Source organism: Hyalangium ruber, from assembly GCF_034259325.1.
GTDB classification, from domain to species: Bacteria; Myxococcota; Myxococcia; order Myxococcales; family Myxococcaceae; genus Hyalangium_A; species Hyalangium_A rubrum.
The window spans coordinates 105458-124865 of the sequence record NZ_JAXIVS010000005.1; the positions used below are offsets into that span (position 1 = coordinate 105458).

Below are 19408 nucleotides of genomic sequence, written 5' to 3' on the forward strand. Positions count from 1 at the left end.
CGGCTTCACCCTGTGTGAAGGCCGGATGTCAAACAGCGGCGCAACCTAATGAGGCGCCTTGCGTGACGCAATGGGTCGAGGTCACATGCCCACCTACATGACATTTGGCCCGGTTGAGCGCCCCCATCGTGCTGACTGGCGAACACTCGCCCGGAGTGCTTCGGCGCGCGATCTAGGACGTGTTGGGGCGGCTGTCAAACCACCCCCCCCTCCCCGCCCCGAGGGAATGCCCCAGTGGGGGCTTGCGTTAGAATGCCTCATGGGTGCGATCGGCGAGGGACTACCGATGAAGTGGAGTGGCCTGGTGGTGGGGTTGATTTCGGGGGTGGCGTTGGCTCAGGCGCCGACGTCCCTGGAGGCCGTGCGGCTGCACCGGCCGGACGCGGTGGGGCTCGTCCAACAGGACTTGAAGGCCTGCCACGAGCGCAAGTGCCCGGAATCTGGACGCATCGCGTTACTGGCGGCCACACTCGCACTCTCCGAGGGAGAGGCGCGGCAGGCGGTGGAGCTGCTCGAGGCCCACCCCTCGCCTCCGCTGCTGGAGGCCTTCCACGCCTACTACCTGGGTCAGGCGCTGTTCTACTCAGGGGACGCGGACGGGGCCTCCGAGGCCTTCTCACGGGCCCTGGAGAAGGCGCCGCCCTCGCTGGCGCCCCGGGCCCGGGCCCGGCTGGGTGAGGCGCTGCTGAAGGCTGGCAAGCCCGCCAAGGCCGCTCCGCTGCTGGAGCTGGCCGCGACCCAGACGCCCTCCGCGGAGCTGCTCTACCAGCGGGCCCAGGCCCGCGCCGCCACCGGCAACGCCGAGGGAGCCCGCGCCGACCTGCGCGCCGTGGCCCTGCGCTACGCCACCCACCCGTACGCGGACGAGGCGCTCGCGAAGCTGGAGGCGTCCAAGCCGCCGGCGCGGCTGACGCTGGCCGAGCACGTGCGCCGGGCGCGGGCGCTGCAGGGAGATGGGCAGCCGGAGCGCGCGCTGGCGGAGCTGGAGCTGGCCGAGGCGCGCAAGCTGGTGAAGACGCCGGCCGCCAAGGCGGAGGTGGCGCTGGTGCGTGCCCAGGCGCTGTTCTCCAGCAAGCGCCTGGAGGAGGCGGAGAAGTCGCTGGCCGAGGCGCGCAAGGGGCCGCCCTCGGTGGCCTCCGACGCGGCGCTGGTGATGGCGCGCCGGGCGCTGCGGGCCAACGACAACACGCGGGCCCGCGAGCTGTTCGCCGCCCTGGACAAGACGTGGCCGAAGGAGTCCGCGGGGGATGAGGGTGCCTTCTTCGCGGGCTGGCTGGACTTGCAGGGCGGGAACTTCGAGGAGGCGGTGAAGTCCTTCGCGCTCTACGAGCAGCGCTATCCGCGCTCGCGGCGGCGGGACGAGGGCATGTGGTTCCGGTCGCTGGCGCTCCTGCGGCTGGAGAAGTACGCCGAGGCGCGCGAGGAGCTGGGCCGGCTGGTGGACAGCTTCCCGCGCAGCAGCCTGGTGCCGCAGGCACGCTATTGGATGGCGCGCAGCCAGGAGCTGGGCGGCACCGCCGCGGACGTCACCGCGCAGGCGTACGAGACGGTCATCAGCACCGCGCCGGCCTCCTTCTACGCGTTGCTGGCCAACGAGCGCCTGCGCGCGCTGGGCCGCGCGCCGCCAACGGCCTTCCCGGAGCCGCCTCGGCAGATGACGGTGACGCGCCCTCCGGAGCTGGAGCTGGCGGTGGCGCTCAGCCAGGCGGGGCTCTTCCCGGACGCGGCCGAGGAGGTGGAGTCGCGCGCCTCGCGCATCCGCTCCGCGGAGCAGGCCCTGCCCTTCGTCCACGCGCTGTTGCAGCTCGGTGAGTACGGCTATGCCCACGCGGTGGCCGCGCGGCACCTGTGGGGCCGGGCCTTCGGGGCGCGCGCTCCGGATGCGCTGGCGGCCTTCTACCCGAAGGCCTTCGCCTCGGCGGTGGAGGCGGCGGCCACGCGCCACGAGGTGGAGAAGCACCTGGTGTGGGCCATCATGCGCCGCGAGAGCGCCTTCCGCCCGGAGGTGGCGAGCTCGGCGGACGCGCGCGGGCTGATGCAGATCATCCCTCCCACGGGCACGGCGATCGCCGAGCGGCTGGCGGAGCCGAAGCCCAACCCGGCGGAGCTCTTCGCGCCGGACCTCAACATCCGCTACGGGGCCTGGTACCTGTCGCAGCTCATGAAGCGCTTCTCGCACCCGGTGCTGGCGGCCGCCGCCTACAACGCGGGCCCCAAGGCGGTGACGAAGTGGGCGAAGGAGAAGGGCTCGCTCCCGTTGGATCTCTTCGTCGAGGAGATCCCCTTCAAGGAGACGCGCGGCTACGTGAAGCAGGTGGTCGCGGACCTGTACCTCTACCGCTCCTTCTACGGAGGCGGTGCCGAGCGCCCGCCGCTGGCGCTCACGGTGCCCACTCCGGCGGTGGAAGGCGTGAACTTCTGAGGCTTGCCCAGAAGCTCAGGCGCCGCGCCGGGCCAGGCGGCGCTGGATCTCGTTCTCCATCTCATGCACCACCTCGGACAGCGGCAGCGAGCTGGAGTCCAGCCGCACCGCGTCCTCGGCGGCCTTGAGCGGCGCCACGGCGCGGGCCGAGTCATCCCGGTCCCGCTGCGTCTGATCCGAGAGCACCTGCTCCAGGCTGCTCTCCACGCCCTTCTGGAACAGCTCCTCGAAGCGGCGCCGGGCGCGCACCTCGGGCGAGGCCTCCAGGAAGAACTTGGCGTCGGCGTCCGGGAACACCACGGTGCCGATGTCGCGGCCCTCGAGGATGGCGCCCTTCTCCGCCTCCATCGCCAGGCGCCGCTGCAGCGCCAGCAGGCCCGAGCGCACCACGGGGCGGCTGGACACCTGCGAGGCGCCCATGGAGATCTCCGGCGTGCGGATCTCCGAGGACACGTCCTGCCCGTCCAGGAAGACGTGGTTGTCCTCGCCCACCACCTGGAAGTGGATGTGGATGCGCGAGAGCAGCTCGCCCAGCTTCGCGTCGTCGTCGGAGGCAATGCCCTCGCGTCGGGCCATGAGCGCCACGCAGCGGTAGATGGCGCCGGTGTCCACCAGGGCAAAGCCCAGCCGCCGCGCCAGCAGCTTGGACACGGTGGACTTGCCGGCCCCGGCGGGCCCGTCGATGGCGACGATGAACGGTCTCACGCGCGCACTCTCCTCAGCGCCCGGAGAAGACACCGAGCGCGCGGAACTTCTCGTAGCGATCCTTGACCAGCTCCTGGGGCGTCAGCTCCGCCAGCTCGCTCAGGTGCTTGCGCAGCACCTTGCCGAGGTTCTCGGCCGCCTTGGCGGGGTCGCGGTGCGCGCCGCCCGCGGGCTCGGGCACCACCTCGTCGATGACCTTCATGCCCAGCAGGTCCTTGGCGGTGAGCTTCAGCGCGTCGGCCGCCCTGTCCGCCTGGGTGGAGTCACGGAAGAGGATGGAGGCGCAGCCCTCGGGCGAGATGACCGAGTAGACGCTGTTCTGGAGCATCAGCACGCGGTTGCCCACGCCGATGGCCAGCGCGCCGCCGGAGCCGCCCTCGCCGATGACGGCGGAGATGATGGGCACCTTCAGCCGGCTCATGACTTCCAGGTTGACGGCGATGGCCTCGGCCTGGCCGCGCTCCTCGGCGCCGATGCCCGGGTAGGCGCCCGGCGTGTCCACGAAGGTGAGGATGGGCTTCTCGAAGCGCTCGGCCAGCTCCATGAGCCGGCGGGCCTTGCGGTAGCCCTCGGGGCGCGGCATGCCGAAGTTGCGCGCCATGTTCTCCTTGGTGCTACGCCCCTTCTGGTGGGCGAGCAGCATCACCGTCTTGCCATCGAAGCGCGCGAAGCCGCCGACGATCGACGGATCCTCCCCGAAGTGCCGGTCCCCACACAGCTCGAAGAAGTCGGTGAACAGGTGGTGGACGTAGTCCTGGAAGTAGGGCCGGGCGCTGTGGCGCGACAGCTGCACCACCTGCCAGCGGGACAGATCGCTGAAGATCTCCGTCTGGAGCTTCTTGGCCTTCTTCTCGAGCTTGGCGATCTCGGAGGTGAAGTCCGCGGTGCCACCGGAGGAGAGGGCCTTGAGCTCCTCGATCTTCTTCTCCAGCTCGATGAGGGGGCGTTCGAAGTCGAGCGCGTAGCCAGTACTGGTCGCCATGGCGCCCCACCTAGCACCTGCCCCCGGGGGCTTTCAACGCGCAAGCCACTTCGCACCCTCGGTGATGCGCTGCGTAGAATGGGCGCCGCTGCCTACACCGTCCGGAGAGAGACATGCCGCGCACCGCCCTGCTGCTGTCCCTGCTGCTCGCCCCCCTGGCCCTGGCCCAGACTCCGGCCCCGCCGGCCACCACCGCGAAAGTGCTCAACACGGAGGGGTTCCGCCTCTACCAGGAGGGCAAGTACCCCGAAGCCCTGGAGAAGTTCCGGGAGGCGGTGGGCAAGGACCCCAAGCACGCCCTGGCCCAGTACAACGTGGCGGCCACGCTGGGCGTGCTGCGCAAGCAGGGCAAGGTGTGCGAGTACGAGGCCTACCCCTCGACGATCCTCCAGTACCTCATCGCGTCAGTGAAGCTGGACCCGAAGCGGCTGAAGCGGGCCAAGGAGGACGCGGACCTGGAGCCCATCCGCGAGACGCTGGGATGGCAGCGCCTGCTGGGGCGCGCTCCCACGCGCACGGCGGACGTACCGGAGATCCTCAAGAAGGTGCGGTGGTACGCCCACTCGCAAGGCGTCTACGGGACCATCGGCAAGCTGACCTTCCAGGACGGCGGCAAGGTGGTGCGCTGGAAGAAGACGCCCCAGGAAGACGGCTCCATGAAGGAGGAGGAGATCACCGGCACCTACAAGGTGAAGGGACGCAAGGTAGAGGTGAGCTTCCCGGGGCAGGCGCCCGACACCGGCACCATCACGGGCGATGACACCAGCGGGAAATTGTCGTTCAAAGGGCTGGGTGACTTCTACGACTTCCCCTCGGAGTGCGACGCGTAGAACAGCGCCCTGGCACCCAGGTACATGGACAACGCTCGGGCGAGCGTGCTCACATCCTTGTCAACATCCCTCGGTACGAGTTGTTGCAAGGAAAACACATGCATCGCGTTTCGCGGCTCGCGGCGGTCCTCGCCTGCCTCTCCCTGGCGTGTACACCCGTGGAGGGTCCTGACTCCGAGCCGCCACTCGAGCACGCCGCCGCCCCGCTCCTGGCACCGGCTTGGCGTCTGGGGCCGCCTATGCGGGAGGCCCACCTCCGCCACACCACCACGCTGCTGCCTTCGGGAAAGATCCTCGTCACCGGAGGGCTGAACGCCTCGCAAAATCGCGCGGGCGCCGAGGTGTACGACCCGGCCACCGGCACCTGGAGCGCCACGGGCCCTATGGGCCAGAACCGCTCCTACCACACGGCCACGCTGCTGCCTTCGGGCAAGGTCCTCGTCGCGGGCGGGGCAACCGGGGTCAGCACCCTGGCCACCGCCGAGCTGTACAATCCGACCACCAACACCTGGATGCCCACCAGCAGCATGGCGCGGGCCCGGCAGGGCCACAGCGCCACGCTGCTGCCCTCGGGAAAGGTGCTCGTCACCGCCGGGATCAGCGGCATCTATCTGGCCAGCAGCGAGCTGTACGACCCGGCCACCGGCACCTGGAGCGCCACCGGGGCCCTCCCGAAGGCCCGCTATTGGCACACCGCCACGCTGCTGCCCTCGGGCAAGGTCCTCGTCTCCGGAGGCGTGGGCAATCCCGAGGGAGCGCAGAACCGCAACGATCTCTACGATCCGGCCACCGGCACCTGGAGCACCCTCAGCCCCCTGATCACCGCGCGCTATGACCACATCGCCACGGTGCTGCCCTCGGGCAAGGTCCTCGTCGCGGGGGGATACAACGACAGCCTGGGTCTGCTGGCCAGCGCCGAGCTGTACGACCCGGTCCCCAACACCTGGAGCCCGACGGGCTCCATGGCCCAGGCCCGCGACCGCTCCTCGGCCACGCTGCTGCCCTCGGGCAAGGTGCTCGTCATGGGGGGAAAGCAGGTGGACACGCTGGCCAGCGCCGAGCTGTACAACCCGTCCACGGGCACCTGGGGCGCCGCTCCCTCCATGTCCCAGGTCCGCTACCAGCACACGTCCACGCTGATGCCCGATGGCAGGGTGCTCGTCGTGGGAGGGGGAAACGACCCGGACGCTCTGAGCAGCGTCGAGCTGTACGATCCCTCCGCGGGCGTCTGGCGCTCCACCGTCCCCATGAGCGTGGGCCGCCAGGGCCACAGCGGCACGCTGCTGCCCTCGGGCAAAGTGCTCGTCGCGGGGGGATACGCTTCCACCACCCTTCATGCCAGCGCCGAGCTGTACGACCCGACGAACTTCACCTGGACTCCCACGGGCGCGATGTCCCAGGCCCGCCTCTTCCACACGGCCACGCTGCTGAACTCGGGCAAGGTGCTCGTCACCGGCGGCACGGGCTCCACGATCGATCTTCCCCAAACCGAGGAGTACGACCCACTCACCGGCACCTGGAGCCCTGCCGGGACCCTGGCCCAGAGCCGCTCGGGGCACACCACGACGTTGCTGCCCTCGGGCAAGGTGCTCGCCGTCGGAGGGAGGTACACCGCCTCTCTGGCCAGCGTGGAGGTGTACGATCCGGACACCCACGCCTGGAGTGCCACGGGCATCCTGACCCGGGCCCGCGCCTACCACACGGCCACCTTGCTGCACTCGGGCAAGGTGCTCGTCACCGGCGGAGTTGGCACCTCGGGCGCGCTTGCCATCGCCGAGCTGTACGATCCCAGCACCGGTACCTGGAGCCTCACCGGCGCTCTGTCGCGGGCCCGCTCCCGCCACACCGCCACGCTGCTGCCTTCGGGCAAGGTGCTCGTCACAGGGGGGGAAACCTCCTCCACCGCGCTGACCAGCACCGAGGTCTATGACCCGGCCACGGGTACCTGGAGCAGCACCGGCAACCTGGCAACGCCACGCCGCAACCACGTCGCCGTGCTGATGCCTTCCGGCAAGGTGATCATCACCTCGGGAGACAACACCATCCGGCTCCTCGTCACCGAGGAGTATGACCCGGTCACCGGCATCTCGAAGACCACTGGCCTCCAAAGCGCCGGCCGCACTTCGCCCACCGCCACGGTGATCCCCTCGGGCCAGCTGCTCCTCACGGGGGGCCTTGGGAACGCGGGGGAGCTCTCCAGCGCCGAGGAGTATGAGCCCACGGGGACCATTCCTTTCTGGAAACCCAGGCTCTTCATCCCCGCACCTGGCGACACGTTGGAGCCGGGCAGCATCTTCAGCGCCTACGGTACGCTCCTCCGTGGCCTCTCGGAGGCCAGCAGCGGCACGACCCACAGCTCCCCCACGGACTTTCCGCTGCTGAGCCTGATGGACATGCAACAGGGCCGGCTGTTTGCCTTCCCCTTCCATGATTTCTCCCCTGGGCATGTCACAGCCACCCTGCCGATGGTGCCTGAGGGCCACTACCTGCTGTCCCTCACCGTCAACGCCCTCACCGGCCTGCAGGTGATTCGTGTAGCCGAGCTGATTCCGGACACGACGATCATCTACACGCCGCCCAACCCTTCGAACCAGAGCGTCGCTACCTTCTCCTTCGTCTCGACGGACTCGGGGGCTGTCTTCGAGTGCAGTCTGGATGGGGACACCTTCAGTCCCTGTGTCTCGTCAACCACCTACGCAGGACTCACCGAGGGTATCCACTCCTTCCAGGTGCGCGCGCGCGACGTGGCTGGCAACGCGGACCCCACTCCGGCCAGCTATTCCTGGGCCATCGATCTGACTCCTCCGGAGATTGTTCTGGTCGCTGTTCCGGCCAACCCGTCTAACCAGACCTTCGCCACCTTCCTCTTTGAAAGCAACGAGGCAGGAGCGCTCTTCGAGTGCAGCCTGGATGGGGCGGCCTTCGACCCTTGCTCTTCGCCGGCCACCTACTCGAGCCTCTCCGAGGGCGTGCACGCCCTCCACGTGCGTGCGCGCGATGCGGCCGGCAACGTGAATCCCACTCCGGTCAGCTACTTCTGGGCCATCGATCTGACGGCGCCTGACACCGTCATCGAGTCCGCTCCTCCCCTCCCTTCCAACCAGTCCACCGCCACCTTCACCTTCTCCAGTAACGAGGCAATCCTCTACGAGTGCAGCCTGGACGAGGGCACCTTCAGCGCCTGCTCCCCTCCGGTGAACTTCGTCAACCTCCCCGAGGGAGAGCATGTCTTCCGCGTACGTGCGCGCGACGCGGCCGGCAACGTGGACCCCACCCCCGCCCTCCACTTCTGGTTCATCGACCTGACGGCCCCAGACACCGTCATCACCACAAGTCCACCAAACCTCTCCGACCAGACCGTGGCCTTCTTCGACTTTGACAGCAACGAGGGCCGAGTCCTCTTCGAGTGCAGCCTGGACGAAGCCGACTTCAGTGCCTGTTCCCCACCGATCACTCTTGTCGGTCTCTCGGAGGGGCTACACACCTTCCGCGTGCGTGCGCGGGATGCGGCTGGGAACGTGGATACATCTCCGGCCAGTTACTCCTGGAGCATCGATCAGACAGCCCCAGTCACCATCCTGACCTCTACGCCCGCGCATCCCTCCAACCAGCCCTCGGCGACTTTCACCTTTGCCAGTGAGTCGGGCGCGCTCTTCGAATGCAGCCTGGATGGAGCGGCCTTCGGCCCCTGCTCGTCGCCGGCCACCTACTCGAGCCTCTCCGAGGGCGAGCACGTCTTCCACGTGCGGGCGCGCGATGAGGCCGGCAACGTGAACTCCACTCCGGTCAGCTACTTCTGGGCCATCGATCTGGAAGCCCCAGACACTGCCCTGACCTCGGCTCCGGCAGGGATTTCGAATGAGTCCTCGGCCACCTTCACCTTCTCCAGTGAGACAGGAGCCTTCTTCGAGTGCAGGCTGGAAGAAGAGGCATCCTTCAGCGTCTGCTCCTCTCCGAAGAGCTACGCCAACCTCGTGGAGGGTTCGCACACCTTCCAGGTGCGCGCACGCGATGAGGCCGGAAACATCGACCCCACTCCAGCCAGCTACTCCTGGAGCATCGATCTGTCGGTGCCCTCGGCCCCTGTCATCACCTCGCCCGCAGACGGCGCCACGCTCTCCGAGTCCCAGCCCGTCCTCTCCGGCACCGCTCAGCCCGGCAGTTCCATCAGCCTCACCTTGAACGGAGCCGTGGCGAGCCTCACCACCGCCAGCGAGACCGGCGCCTGGTCCTTCACGCCCGAGCAGCCCCTGGCCGATGGAGCCCACAAGCTCTCAGCCACCGCCACCGACACCGGCGGAACCAGCCCCGCCGCCACGGTCCACTTCACCGTGGACACCCGTCCCGACGACCCCCCCGCGCCTCCGGACTCGGGAGGAGGCTGTGACTGCGCGGCGGGCTCTGGCGATGCCTCCTGGCTGCTGGGAGGGCTAGGGCTGTTGGCCCGCCTGACCGCCCGTCAACGCAAACCCCGCAGGGGACACCCGCGAGAGGAGGAAGCGTGATGAGCCCGAGCGATTCGGAGACCGCGCTGCTACTCACGAAGCTCGGGCGGGTGCCCAACCTGCTCGAGCTGGCCATCCGCGAGGAGACGCAAAAGGGAGGCGATCGCTACGCCATCCAGCAGCGCCTGGCCTCGGAGCACCGGGCGCTCAAGCACCCGTTCCTGCTCGCCACGCCCATGCGCCACTTCGACAACTGCTCCACGGGAGAGCACCTCTTCCCGGCGACCGACTACGAGCTGGTCATTCCCCTGGGAAAGGGGCTGCTCTTCGGTACGCGAGAGCGCTCCGCGAAGTTCACGGAGATGATCCTCCACGAGACCCGCCAGCACGGAGCACCCTTCCCTCCCAAGCTGGCGGACCTGTTCCGGATGCTGCCCTGAGCCCTACGCCGCCTTGATCTTCACCGGGGCGGACAGGGCGTACCACGCGGTGCGGAACGCCTTCAGCTCGCGCAGCCCGGCCGGGTGACGGCCCAGCGCCGGAGCCATGGTGACGGGCAGGCCGATCTTCTTCTCGATGACCTTGGCCGCGGCCAGCTCCAGCTTGCGGCGGTTCTCGCACTTGGGGCAGGTGGACTTCGGCCCCACGCGGTTGACGAGCACCCGCTCCACCTGGAGCTTCTTCTCCTTCAGGTACTCCACCAGCCGCTCGGTGCGCGAGGCGGCCAGATCCTCGCCGCGCGTCACGACGACGAAGCGCGACTCGTTGGGCGAGGCCAGCGCCTCCTCGAAGCGCTTCACGTGCTTGAGCTGAGCGGCCACGTCATCGGCCAGCTCGCCCAGGCCCTTGGTCTTGTACTTGGACAGCACGCCGTGCAGCGCGGAGAGCCACGCCTTGGCCGTGTCGGCCAGCTCCACCACCCGCATCGAGGTGATCATCGGCGCCGGGTCCACGACGATGCGCTTGAAGCGCTCCTGCACCAGCGCGTCGGTGAGGCACGCCAGCGCCGCCAGCTCGTCGATGCCCGGAGGCGCGCACTCCAGCAGGTTGCGCAGCGCGGCCAGGTCCGCCGGCACATCGCCCGTCTTGGGCGCGCCCTCGAAGCCCTTCTCCGCCTTCTCCTTCAGGCGCTTGCGCAGGGCGTTGAACCAGCCGTTCACGTCCAGCTCGCGCGCGTACAGGCCCTTGGTGCCCTTCACCTGCGTCTCGGTGTCGGTCAGCCGGCTCTGCAGCACGTCCGACAGCGAGTGCGCCGGATCCGTGGAGATGAGGAGCACGGGCCCCTCCTTCTCCGTCAGCGTCACCGCGGCGGCCGCCGCGCAGGAGCTCTTGCCCACCCCGCCCTGCCCCACGAAGAAGATGAGGCGCGTGGGCGGCAGCGGCGGCGCGGCGATGGGAGGCATGGAGGGCGCGCGGACCAGCGCCGGAGGCCCCTCGGCGGCGGAGAACTCCAGCGTCTTGGTCTCCTTGCCGCCGATCGCCTCCTTGGCGAACTTCTTCAGGCCGTCCAGCCCGCGCGGGGCCAGCTCGCGCTTGGCCACCAGTTGCACCGGCACCGCCTTGTCCAACCCCTGGAACTTGCGCACGTGCGGCGCCTGGAGACCCCGGCGGCCCTGACACGCGGGGCAGCCGTCCTTCTCCTCCACCTGGTTGACGACGATCTCCGTCACCGGAATGGAGCGCTCGCGCAGCTGCGCGAAGTACATGCGCGTCTGCGCCTCGGGCACCGGCTCGGCCAGCGCCACCAGGTGGAACGCGGTGCGCGCCGGATCCTTGAGCAGCGTCAGCAGCCGCTCGGCCTTGCCGCCCACCTCGTCCAGGAAGCTGCCCTCGGCGGGCGCCGCTTCCTTCTTGCCCTTACCACCCGCGGCCGGCTTCTCCGCGCCCGCCTTCACGATGCCCAGGAACTTGCGCAGGCCCTGGGGCAGGTCGAACAGCCGCAGCGTGTGGCTGGTGGGCGAGGTGTCCACGACGATGCGGTCGAACTCCTGCGACTCCAGCATCTCCTGCACGTGGAACAGGCCGACCAGCTCCTCCAGCCCCGGCACCGCCTGGGCGAAGACCTTGCCCAGGTCCTCTTCCGTCAGGTGGGTGCCCTTGCCGGCCGCCTTCTCCAGCGCGGGGACGTACCTGGCGGCGAACGGCTTGAGCAGCGCGTCGGTCTCGAGCTCCGCCGCGTAGAGGCCACCCTCGCCCTTGCCCGCCTGGAGCTTGGTGGGCTTCGCCAGCAGCTTCTTCTTCACCAGATCCGACAGCGAGCGCGCCGGGTCCAACGAGATGAGCAGCACCTTCTCCTTCGGCGCGTCATCGGCAAGCTTCAACGCGTACGCCGCGGCCAGGGTGCTCTTACCTACACCGCCCTTGCCGCCGAAGAAGTGGAGAACTCGCGCATCGCTCATTGCGTCGTGGCCTTCCTTGACGCCCCCCGTCGGCCTCCGAATCGTCCATTCCTGGACAGCCGCGGTGAAGGCGGCGGAGTCCCAGGCGGGTCGTATCCCGAACCGGAAACCCCGTGTATGAGAGGCCCGGAGGATCCCCCGCCGAGAGGGTAAAAGTCAAGAAGTGTCGGGGGTTTTGCAGCGCTGGCACGCCCGCTTGACGCGGTGTGCCAGCTTGCTTGGAGAGTCCCTCGCCGAATCCGCCAAGGGCGCGAAATCCGGCTGGAATCCCCTACCTGAAAGGTCCGCTGCCCAGGTCCACCTCGGTGGCTCCGACGCTGCCGTCCCCGGCGGCCTTGATCAGGTTGCCGGCGGGGTTCTGTCCCCCCTGCTGGCGGGCCTCGGCGGCGTATCGGTTGAGCTTGTTGTAGAGGGTCTTTTCCGACACCCCGAGGATCTCCGCGGTGCGGGCCTTGTTGTTCCCGTTCCGCTGGAGGCTGCCGAGGATGTACTCGCGCTCCACGGCGTCGAGCGACAGGCCGTAGGGTAGGCGGAAGGTGTGGCGCTCGGGGCTCTTGCCCGCCATGTCGGGGGGCAGGTGCTCGCGGGTAATCAGCTCGCCGTCGCAGAGGATGACGGCGCGCTCCACGGCGTTGCGCAGCTCGCGGATGTTGCCCGGCCACTCGTGGCCCTTGAGCACTTCCATCGCCTCGGGGTGGACGCCGGTGACGCGCTTGGCGGAGTCCCCGCGGAACTTCTCCACGAAGTGCTGCACCAGGATGGGGATGTCCTCGCGGCGCTCCCGCAGCGGCGGCAGGTGGATCTGGAAGACGTTGAGGCGGAAGTAGAGATCCTCGCGGAAGCGCTGGTTCTTGATCTCCTGCTTCAGGTCGCGGTTCGTGGCGCACAGCACGCGCACGTCCACTTCGATCTCGACCTTGCCACCCAGGCGGCGCAGCCGGCCCTCTTCCAGCACGCGGAGCAGCTTGGCCTGCAGCTCGATGGGAATCTCACCGAGCTCGTCCAGGAAGAGCGTGCCGCCATGGGCCAGCTCGAAGACGCCGGGCCGGCGCTGATCGGCGCCGGTGAAGGCGCCGCGCTCGTGGCCGAAGAACTCGGACTCGATCAGCGTGGCGGGGATGGAGGCGCAGTTGATCGCGATGAAGGGCTTCTCGCGGCGCAGGCTGAGGTTGTGGATGGCACGCGCCACCACCTCCTTGCCGGTGCCGGACTCGCCGGAGATGGCCACGCTCGCCTTGGAGGGCGCCACCTTCTCGATGAGCTCGCCCACCTTGCGCATGGCGCCCGACTGGGCGATCAGGTCCGACTGCCCCAGCTGCTTGAGGCGCCTGCGCAGCGTCTGCACCTCGCGCAGCGTCTCCTTCTTCTCCAGGGCGCGCTCGATGCAGACCTTCAGCCGCGCGATGTTGAGCGGCTTCTCGATGAAGTCGTAGGCGCCTTCCTTGATGGCGGCCACGGCTGCGTCGATGGTGCCTCGGCCGGTCAGGAAGACGACCGGGCAGTCCGGCAGCTCCTCGCGCAACTGGCGCAGCAGCCACAGCCCGTCCGTCTCCGGCATCGCCAGATCCGACAGAACGACATCGGGCCGGAATTCACCCGCTCTCCGCAAGGCATCGTGTCCGTCGAACGCAACCTCGACCTTGTGCCCCCAGGAGCTGAGCATTTCTGCCAGCGCCTCGCACGTCGCGCGTTCGTCATCCACGGCCAGAATTCGTGCGCTGCCCAAGATGGAAACCTCCTACTGCTTTCGCAAAGAAGTCAGTGAAAAGCGCGGATCGAAGAGCTGATCAGACGCGCGTGAAGATGAAGCGGCAGATGCCCGCTCGGATCTGGAACTCGACACCCAGCTGCGCGGCGCGCAGCCCCAGGGCAGCCACCACATCGGGCGCCTGCTCCGGCGCGTTGCCGGCCGAGTCCGTCACCTCGAACACCGCGTAGGTGCCCTCGGAGCGAACGGTCACGAGCACCTCGGAGCCCGCCTCCGAGCGCCCGAAGGCGCGCAGCAGCGTCTGCACCAGGAAGAAGCTCAGCTCCTGCGTGTCGGCCAGCCGCACGCGGACATCGGCCTCGAGCGCCGTCTGGACCTTGATGCGGCGGCGCCGGCTCTCATGGGCCAGCACGTCCAGGGAGCGCCGGGAGGTGTCGGACAGCGAGGCCTCGCCGCTGGCGCCCCCGCGGAAGACGATGAAGTCGGAGAACTGGCGAAGGATGCCATCCACGCGCTGGATCTGATCGCGCATGGCCTTGATGTTCTTCTCCTGCGAGGGGGGCACCTGCCCGGCTTCGCCCTTGAGCTTCTCGGCGAGCACCTCGAGGTTGATGGAGAGCGCATTCAAGGGATTGCGCACGTCGTGCAGGAGGCTGTCCATGAGGGTGGGGACGGCGCCGTAGCGCGCGGCCCCCACCACGGGATCCGAGCCTTCCTGTACCGCGGGCACACTGGACACAGCCGTGGATGTAACCACCGAAAACTCCTCAGGAATTGCCACCATCCGCCGCGCCCCGCCTACCGGTGCCAGGATTTAGGGAGCCGCATGCCAAACGGCAACCCCAGGACGGTAATTCTTGCCGAAGTCGATGGATTCCTGAGTGAGTCCGCTTGCTTGGAGGGGGTGCTGAGTGTCCTCAGGGAGACGTTGCGTGAACCCGACCGCCCTGCCCCGGGCTGGGGGTGTCCACGGGTGAACGGAGCGCTCCCGTGGATCAGCGGGGCTCGGGAGGCTGGGCGGCTTCTCCGAGACCGGTGAGCTCCAGGCCGAGCTTGGCGGCGTACTCGAAGATGCGGGGGTCCCGGTAGAACTCGCCATAGACGATGCGAGAGCAGCCGCTGTTGGCGATGAGCTTGAAGCAGGGCCAGCAAGGGCTGGCGGTGGTGTAGATGGTGGCGCCGTCGATGCCCACGCCGTTCTTGGCCGCCTGGATGATGGCGTTGGCCTCGGCGTGAACGGTGGCGACGCAGTGGCCGTTCTCCATCATGTGGCCCACGTCGTCACAGTGCGGCAGGCCGCGGATGGAGCCGTTGTAGCCGGTGGAGAGGATGGTGCGGTCGCGGACCAGGAGGGCGCCGACATGCTTGCGATCACAGGTGGCGCGGGTGGCGACCTGGCGAGCGATGTCCATGAAGTACTGATCCCACGAGCTGCGCGGCTGGGTCACGGTGCGACCTCCAGGAGGGAGCGCGGATGTAGCGCGGAGGGGCACGGAATCCAACTTCCCGGATCGGGTGTCGGCGAGTGGACGCTCCTCCCCGTGGGACCTTGGTGGGATACGCGCCAGTCCCCAGTTTCCCCACAAGAGGACAGGATGGGCCGAGCATACCTGGGGCTGTGGGGAGTGGTTTTGAGTGCGGGACCGGCGCTGGCGCAGGAGCCACCGGCGGAGGTGCGGAGCCTGCAAGAGGTGCAGGGCGCGATCGCCTCCGTGGACGCGCGCCGGGGCACACTGATGCTGTCGGAGGGCAAGGGGCGCGTGGAGCTGCGCGTGGACGCGAGCACCACGATCTTCCTTCCGGGAGGCATCGGGAGCCTGGCGGATCTCACCCCCGGCCAGAAGGTCCGCGCGGCCTACGAGCGCGGAGACAAGGGCCCGGTGGCGCAGTGGATCGAGCTGGTGGAAGAGCCCTGAGGCCTACTTCTTCGGCGCGTCCTTGCCCCAGATCTCCGCGAGGCGCGCGTCACGACCGCACCCGACGCGGTAGGCGCGATAGTGCGCCGGGTTCTTCTGGTAGTAGTCCTGGTGGTACTCCTCCGCCGGGTAGAACGCGGAGGCGGAGACGATCTGCGTCACGATGGGCCTGTTGAAGCGTCCCGACGCCTCGAGCTGGCGCTTGGACTCCTCGGCGAGCCGCTGCTGCTCCGCATCGTGGAAGAAGATCGCCGTTCGGTACTCGGCGCCCCTGTCGCAGAACTGCGCGTTGGGCGTGAGCGGATCCACGTTGTGCCAGAAGGCTTCGAGCAACTGGGCGTAGCTCACCTTGCTCGGGTCATAGGCGACCTGAACCGCCTCGGCGTGGCCCGTGCCCCCCTCGGAGACCTCTTCATAGGTGGGGTTGGCCTTCGTTCCGCCGATGAACCCCGAGGTGGTGGACACCACGCCCGACAGCTTGTCGAACGGGATCTCCATGCTCCAGAAGCACCCTCCCGCGAAGGTGGCGGTGGCGAGCTTCGCCTCCTTCTTCGCGGGTTCGACGGCCACGGCGGCGGTTCCCACCAGCGCGGCGGCGACAGCAAGCACTGCAAGGCGTGTAGAGCGTGAGGGCATGACGGTCCTTTCTGACGCTTCTACGCGCCAGGCCCCCAGCGCGTTACCACCTATCGCTGCGCCGTCTGCCCTACCCCACCCTCGGAGGCCCGGTTCAGCAGCCGGCCGTAGCCCTTGGACTCCAGGAATCCACGCACCTTCGAGGTGGGCGCGGCGAACGTCTCACCCGGCATCGGCACGTCGAAGCTGTAGTCCTTCTCCGCCACCGCGAAGCCCACCTTCGCCGTCCGGTAGCCCTCGACGATGGCCAGGAGCTTGCCCGTCTCCAGGCTGAAGATGCCGCCGCCCGAGGCCCCGTAGCCGATGGGCGCGTCCGTCTTCACCATCTTCGGGCGCTTGCTCTCCCGGTCCCACTCCACCTGCGAGAGCATGCCGCCCGACAGCGACAGCGACTTGCCGAACGGGCACGCCGCCACCACCACGTCCTCGCCCAGCTCCAGCTCCGTGTCGTCCGCCAGCTCCGCCGGCTCCAGCTCCACCCCCGGCACGCGCAGCAGCGCCAGATCCATCTCCGGCACCTTGCCCGTGGCCACCACCTCCACCGGGTACTCGGACAGCTCGGCCTGGCGCTCCTGGGTGATGATCATCCGCGGCGCCTTCAGGTCCTCCACATCCACCGCGTGCGCGTTGGTGATGACGTAGCTGGCCACCCCGTCCGCCGTGCGATCGGTGCCGATCACCACGCCAGAGGCCGTCCGGCGCGACTTGCCGCCCTCGGTCACCACCAGGCGCACGTTGTGCGGCACGATTCGCCGGACCAGCTGCTTGCGCGTGGGTCGCTCCGAGCGCACCGCGACCGCCTTCTCCACCGGTACCGCCACGCGCGGAGCCTCGGCGACGGAGGCGGGCGTCGACGACGGCGCGGCGCTGGCGCAGGACAGGAAGGCGAACAGGGCGGGGGCCCCGAGGAGAAACCGGTTCATCAACGCTCCGGGAAGGGGGTACGGGACTGATGACATCCTTGAGGAATGGATCTTCCCGCGCGCCGCCGTGACGGAAAAGCACGGCGGCCAGCCTGCCCTCCCCTGCCCGCCTGCTCTCAGCCGTAGCGCTTCTTCATCAGGAACAGGATCGCGTCCTTCGCGCAGTGCTCGCAGTACCCGTAGCGCTCCGCCATCGTCTTCAGCGTGCTCTCCACCTGCGCCTGCTCTCGCGACGAGAGCGTGCCCTTCTCCTCCGAGAGGTACTTGAGCACGTTCTCCTTGTTCTTGCGCAGCACCCGCTTGCGGTCCTCGAAGTAGTGGTCCCTCAGGCGCTTGAACATGTCCGGGAAGATGACCGAGTAGTCCATCCCCACATCCGGGTTGTCCAGCCGGTGCGCGCCGACCGCCGCGATCAGCCCCCGCCGGTACTCACCCGCGTCCTCGCCCTTCGGCATGACGATCGCCTCGAGCTCCGCCATGCGCTGCTCGTCCGGGCGCTCATTCTCTCCCGTCACCCGGTTGCGCATCTTCTCCCCGCGCACCCAGTGGCTCACGTTCTGGATGTAGCGCTCCACCAGCTCGCGGTACTGGCCCTCGGACACCAGCCCCATCGAGTCGCGCACCTCGGAGTCCACCCGCTCCAGGTACTCGCCCTCCGCCGCGCGCACGAACTCCTCGTGGTCGTGGTAGCCGTCCACCACCTCCTGCTGCAGGAACTCGTAGACGCTCTTGTCCTGGCAGATCGCCTCCAGCTCCTGGAGCACCGCCAGCGGGTTGAGGCACTTGAAGTCCGGGTTCTGCGCCGCGTTGAACAGCGCCGTCTTGATCTCCCGCGCGCTCGCCCCCGCTCGCCCCTCGTAGTTGGGGTACGCGTCCGACTCGTCGTACAGATCCGCCCGGAGCTTCTTCAGCTCCTTCGTGTTGGACAGGCTCAGCCGCGCCGGCGCCCGGCTCTCCTCGTAGAGGTGCAGCTTCTCCTGCGGGGTGATGTGGTCCACCAGCTCCTTCACCTCGGTGGCGTAGCGCTCCGGGATGGGCTTCTTCAGCCGCGTGAGCACCGCCCACATCGCCGCCACCTCCGTGGCGTGCGGCGCCACGTGCTTGCCCACCGACGTGGAGGTGATCTGCGCGTCGTAGACCTGCTGCTCCAGCTTGTAGCGGCGCAGGTAGGGCACCCGCACCAGCTCGATGCGGCCCTTGAAGGAGGCGAAGTCCGGCAGCTCCTTGAAGGCCCCCAGGTGCTTCTCGTTCGCCGAGGCGATCAGCACCTCGTCCAACTGCAGCACGAAGGGCTCCAGCGGCACCTCGGCGGTCTCGCTGAAGCCCAGCAGGTACTTGAAGGCCTCCAGCGGGCGCTTGAGCAGATCCGCGTATTCGATCAGGCCCCGGTTGGCGTGTACCAGCGGGCCGTGCGGCTCGTAGAGCACCACCCCGTGCAGCGCCGCCGGCAGGTTGAGCTGCGTGCGGTCCGCGGTGATCTGCTGGGCGATGGCGTCCACGCTCATCTGCGGCTCCACCGTCACCGTGCCCACCTGGTAGCGCCGGGAGATGTAGAAGCGCTCGATCTGCACGTGGCGCAGCACCTTGAGGTAGTCGCCCGCGTACGAGTTGAGCAGCGCCGTGTAGATGCGCCGGCACTTGTGGCACATCTCCCCGTCGCGGATGTAGTCCGAGAGGATGAAGTCCCCCGACTCCCCGTCGCCGGTGCCGAGCCCCTTCTTCTTCAGCGCCGACTCCAGCACCTTGCGGCGCTCGGGCGGAGGGATGACGAAGAGCGGGTGATCGTTCAGCTCGCAGGGCATCCGGACATCGATGGCCTCCGCGTCCAGGTGCGCGTAGCTGCTGACATCTCCGCCCGTGCTCTCCACGCGCTCGCCAAAGCCGATGGAGCCCTTGATGAGCTTCTCCGAAGGGAACACCCAGCCCAGCCGGTACAGCGCGCCCTGCGGCTGGCGCGAGTAGTCCTCCATGCCCGCCTTGAGCGCGTTGACGAGGGTGGATTTGGCGCTGCCGTTGGGCCCGTGCAGGAGGATCAGCTTGTTGATGCGCCCGGCGCGCACGAAGTTGCCCAGCAGCCGGTAGATGTCGTTCTGCACCTCCTCCTGGCCGGCCACGCGGCCGTCCCGATCGCTGGAGGTCGCGTCGAAGACCTTGAAGCGCCGGATGGTGCCCGAGGGGTGCGGCACCTGCTCGGTGCCGTAGTGGTCCATCACGTCGTGCAGATACTGCGCCGCGTTGCGCGCCTGGACCCGGGGATCGTTGAAGAAGAGCGAGACGTACTCTTCGAACGACAGGATGGACCGATTCTTGATGAAGTCGGCGGACACCTGTGAGCCGATGTCCTGCAGGTAGCGCCTGGCTTCCACGTCCACTCTCCTGTGTGCTTGAGTCTGGCCTATCTATCCATGCCACCGAGCCACCGCCATTGCTCGGAAGAACACA

At 68.5% G+C, this 19408-nt stretch carries 14 protein-coding genes; 5 read left to right on the forward strand and 9 right to left on the reverse strand.

The annotated features are described in order from the left end of the window. Positions 1–286: 286 nt before the first annotated feature. The gene (locus tag SYV04_RS16025; RefSeq protein WP_321546653.1) at positions 287–2422 is read left to right on the forward strand and encodes a transglycosylase SLT domain-containing protein; all 2136 of its coding nucleotides are present in this window, start codon (positions 287–289) and stop codon (positions 2420–2422) included. 15 nt (positions 2423–2437) lie between these two features. Here the strand turns inward: SYV04_RS16025 and cmk are convergent, their stop codons facing one another. Further along, entirely contained in the window at positions 2438–3127 is a 690-nt protein-coding gene (cmk, locus tag SYV04_RS16030; protein WP_321546654.1) for a (d)CMP kinase, read from the reverse strand. Positions 3128–3140: 13 nt separating this feature from the next. Continuing rightward, the gene (locus tag SYV04_RS16035; protein WP_321546655.1) at positions 3141–4109 is read right to left on the reverse strand and encodes an acetyl-CoA carboxylase carboxyltransferase subunit alpha; all 969 of its coding nucleotides are present in this window, start codon (positions 4107–4109) and stop codon (positions 3141–3143) included. A 113-nt stretch (positions 4110–4222) separates the two neighbouring features. Between SYV04_RS16035 and SYV04_RS16040 the strand changes: the two genes are divergently transcribed. The 3 genes from SYV04_RS16040 (at position 4223) to SYV04_RS16050 (ending at position 9824) form a co-directional block, all read left to right on the forward strand. After that, positions 4223–4939, forward strand: a complete 717-nt coding sequence (locus tag SYV04_RS16040; protein ID WP_321546656.1) for a hypothetical protein — start codon at positions 4223–4225, stop codon at positions 4937–4939. Between the two features lie 98 nt (positions 4940–5037). Further along, a complete protein-coding gene (locus SYV04_RS16045; protein WP_321546657.1) occupies positions 5038–9444 on the forward strand; it encodes a Kelch repeat-containing protein in 4407 nt (1468 codons plus the stop codon). Further along, positions 9444–9824, forward strand: coding sequence for a hypothetical protein (locus SYV04_RS16050; protein ID WP_321546658.1), 381 nt, complete (start codon positions 9444–9446; stop codon positions 9822–9824). The genes SYV04_RS16045 and SYV04_RS16050 overlap by 1 nt, the downstream gene beginning before the upstream one ends. 3 nt (positions 9825–9827) lie before the next feature. Here SYV04_RS16050 and SYV04_RS16055 read toward each other — a convergent pair whose 3' ends face one another. The 4 genes from SYV04_RS16055 to SYV04_RS16070 all read right to left on the reverse strand — a co-directional run bounded on the left by SYV04_RS16055 (position 9828) and on the right by SYV04_RS16070 (position 14939). Further along, positions 9828–11783 (reverse strand): ArsA family ATPase, encoded by a 1956-nt coding sequence (locus SYV04_RS16055; RefSeq protein ID WP_321546659.1) that lies wholly within the window; start codon positions 11781–11783, stop codon positions 9828–9830. A gap of 271 nt (positions 11784–12054) precedes the next feature. Then, on the reverse strand, positions 12055–13509 hold the full coding sequence (gene nla6, locus SYV04_RS16060) for an enhancer binding protein Nla6 (protein ID WP_321546660.1): 1455 nt from the start codon (positions 13507–13509) through the stop codon (positions 12055–12057). Between the two features lie 61 nt (positions 13510–13570). Then, the gene (locus SYV04_RS16065) at positions 13571–14248 is read right to left on the reverse strand and encodes a histidine kinase dimerization/phospho-acceptor domain-containing protein (protein ID WP_321546661.1); all 678 of its coding nucleotides are present in this window, start codon (positions 14246–14248) and stop codon (positions 13571–13573) included. A 238-nt stretch (positions 14249–14486) separates the two neighbouring features. Further along, complete coding sequence (locus SYV04_RS16070) at positions 14487–14939, reverse strand: deoxycytidylate deaminase (protein WP_321546662.1); 453 nt, start codon at positions 14937–14939, stop codon at positions 14487–14489. A 147-nt stretch (positions 14940–15086) separates the two neighbouring features. On the opposite strand from SYV04_RS16070, the gene SYV04_RS16075 reads away from it, so the two are divergent. Beyond that, on the forward strand, positions 15087–15407 hold the full coding sequence (locus tag SYV04_RS16075; RefSeq protein ID WP_321546663.1) for a hypothetical protein: 321 nt from the start codon (positions 15087–15089) through the stop codon (positions 15405–15407). Positions 15408–15410: 3 nt separating this feature from the next. On the opposite strand, the gene msrA is transcribed toward SYV04_RS16075, so the two are convergent. The 3 genes from msrA to SYV04_RS16090 all read right to left on the reverse strand — a co-directional run bounded on the left by msrA (position 15411) and on the right by SYV04_RS16090 (position 19332). Next, positions 15411–16043: a peptide-methionine (S)-S-oxide reductase MsrA gene (msrA, locus tag SYV04_RS16080; RefSeq protein ID WP_321546664.1), complete on the reverse strand. Its 633-nt coding sequence runs from the start codon at positions 16041–16043 to the stop codon at positions 15411–15413. Between the two features lie 50 nt (positions 16044–16093). Beyond that, positions 16094–16966: a S1 family peptidase gene (locus SYV04_RS16085; protein ID WP_321546665.1), complete on the reverse strand. Its 873-nt coding sequence runs from the start codon at positions 16964–16966 to the stop codon at positions 16094–16096. Positions 16967–17082: 116 nt separating this feature from the next. Then, positions 17083–19332 (reverse strand): PrkA family serine protein kinase, encoded by a 2250-nt coding sequence (locus SYV04_RS16090; protein WP_321546666.1) that lies wholly within the window; start codon positions 19330–19332, stop codon positions 17083–17085. Between the last annotated feature and the right edge of the window lie 76 nt (positions 19333–19408).